Source organism: Marinospirillum sp. (genome assembly GCF_014859565.1).
Genome location: NZ_JACUUA010000387.1, coordinates 1 through 2,162, shown reverse-complemented (window position 1 = coordinate 2,162; position 2,162 = coordinate 1). Strand labels below are relative to the sequence as shown.

Sequence of the window (2,162 nt, the reverse complement as noted above, 5' to 3'; positions counted from 1 at the left end):
AGAGTAAAAACCTGCTGGAAGACTTTTTTACACAACGGCGTTAAAACCCTCCCCCTCCTTGTACATCAACCTAAATCCATGAACTTGCATGCCTGCTTTGTTGGCGTGCTACATTTGTGCTACTTTGCATTTATAAAAATCAGGAGATGAACTGCATGAGCACAACAACCCTGCGTTTACCCGATAATTTGAAAGCCAGAATTGCTGAAGCTGCAAAACGCAACGGCGTCACACCACACCACTTTATGCTGGAGGCAGTGGCCGAAAAAACCGAACAGGCTGAGCACAAAGCAAGTTTTGATGCTCTTGCTGAGGAGCGTTATGCCCGTATTCTGGAAACCGGAAATACTCTGGACTGGGTTGAGGTTCGAGATTATCTGCAGGCACGCGCCACCGGCCAAACTGCAGTACAGCCCAAGGCTCATGGGCGAGGTAAGGAATGACCATTCGTATTCAGCTGGCACCAGAAGTGCTGGAGGATTTTGAACGTATTCTTGAGCATCTTGAGCGGCATCTGGTTCCTGAGCCTGAGGCTCGCATAAAAGAGATTTTGACCGCTATTGATTTGCTGCAAACCAGCCCTTTAATTGGTCGGCCGACCAGCAAGGATAAACGGGAACTGGTGATTGGATCTGACTCCAGAGGGTATGTGGTGCTGTATCGTTATCATGTTGAGATAAAAACGGTTTTTATACTCGCCATACGTGGTCAGCGTGAAGCAGGATTTTCATGATAGAACTCCGATCAACCCGGACTGGATTCAACTCCCTCCAGAGTTAATGACTCAGATTCAGGCATTGATATCGAATCTGGCAACTCCTGCTCTCCCACAATACAATTGCGGCCACAACCCTTGGCGGTATAAAGTGCCATATCCGCTCGCTTCATCAGGTCAGTGATTGGCTCTGGACTATGGTAAGCGGCGATACCAACAGAGGTTGTCAGGGTCAAAGTTGGGTGATCTTCGCCTATATCCACCAGCAACTGCTCAATATCAGCTCTTAACCGCTCAGCTATGCGCAAGGCTTCCTGGTAGTCTGTTTGTGATAACACCATTACAAACTCTTCACCCCCAATTCGCGCCACATAGTCCACATCGCGCAAACTGCGTTTAATCTCCTGCGCCACTGCGACCAGCATCTGGTCACCAACATCATGCCCGTAGGTATCATTCACCTGTTTAAAATAATCCAGATCCACAAAACCTATGGCAAACTGATAACCACCACGATCACTCAAACCCTTCTGACGCCGGAGAATTCGCATCAGGTGACGGCGGTTGTAGAGTCCGGTCAGTTCATCTGTTACCGCCAGTTCTTCAATTTTTACCATGGCATCAGCAAGATGGGCATTACGCCGTTTCAAGGCCAATCTTAAGCTGGCAATTTCAGCTCCCAGCAGGCTGATACCCACCACCGCCAGCGAAAACACCAAAGCTATTAATGACTCTTGTGGCCAATGTACATCCACCGGACTCCACAATACCTGCCCCATTACAGACACAGCATAAGAAGCCAGCAGCACCAACGCGACCAGAGGTAGCTGGCGCGGCTGCAAGCGAAACACGGCAAATAACATGATTAACAACAGATTGATCACCAGCAGACTGCGAATCTCTGGTGCGGCATACATGGCATAAATGCCAACCAGCAGGTGCCAGCCAATCTGTATAAATGTCAGACTGGGGTCACTGTAGGCTAAATTGCGGGATGAATGGATCAACCAGGGGAAAAGCAGATAACCCAAAAAGGCAATCAGAAGATAAGCCAGCAGCTGTACATCACTCCAGAGCACATAACCCAGATTCCAGGCCACCAGCATCACCAAACCACTGGCAAAACCAGCACCGGTAGCCATTAATGAACGTCTTAACCTGAGTGTTTGCGCACTTTTCTGTGATTTATCCTGCAGAAACCGAGAATCCATCTCCCCACCCTCATCACCCGTAGCACATCATGAGCACGGCAGACTTTTAATTGAATCGGCTTGTCCAAAATTTTTCCGAGTGTAGATTTTATTATCATCTCAGGCAAATAACTTTTATCAAACTTCTGTAAAAATCAGAACCCAAGTGCAGGCGGCTCAACCGAAAGAATTTTGTTAACATAATGATTCATCAACAATGGTTAACCAACCCATGATTTCTGAAGGCTTTTCTGAAA

3 protein-coding genes are annotated in these 2,162 nt (G+C 47.6%); 2 read left to right on the top strand and 1 reads right to left on the bottom strand.

Features of this window, described 5'->3' with window-relative positions:
• Window positions 1–155 precede the first annotated feature (155 nt).
• Window positions 156–443 (top strand): CopG family transcriptional regulator, encoded by a 288-nt coding sequence (locus IBX50_RS20020; protein ID WP_292258157.1) that lies wholly within the window; start codon window positions 156–158, stop codon window positions 441–443.
• Entirely contained in the window at window positions 440–733 is a 294-nt protein-coding gene (locus IBX50_RS20015; RefSeq protein WP_292258156.1) for a type II toxin-antitoxin system RelE/ParE family toxin, read from the top strand. The genes IBX50_RS20020 and IBX50_RS20015 overlap by 4 nt, the downstream gene beginning before the upstream one ends.
• Before the next feature lie 11 nt (window positions 734–744).
• Here the strand turns inward: IBX50_RS20015 and IBX50_RS20010 are convergent, their stop codons facing one another.
• Window positions 745–1,926: a diguanylate cyclase gene (locus IBX50_RS20010; protein WP_292258155.1), complete on the bottom strand. Its 1,182-nt coding sequence runs from the start codon at window positions 1,924–1,926 to the stop codon at window positions 745–747.
• Window positions 1,927–2,162 lie beyond the last annotated feature (236 nt).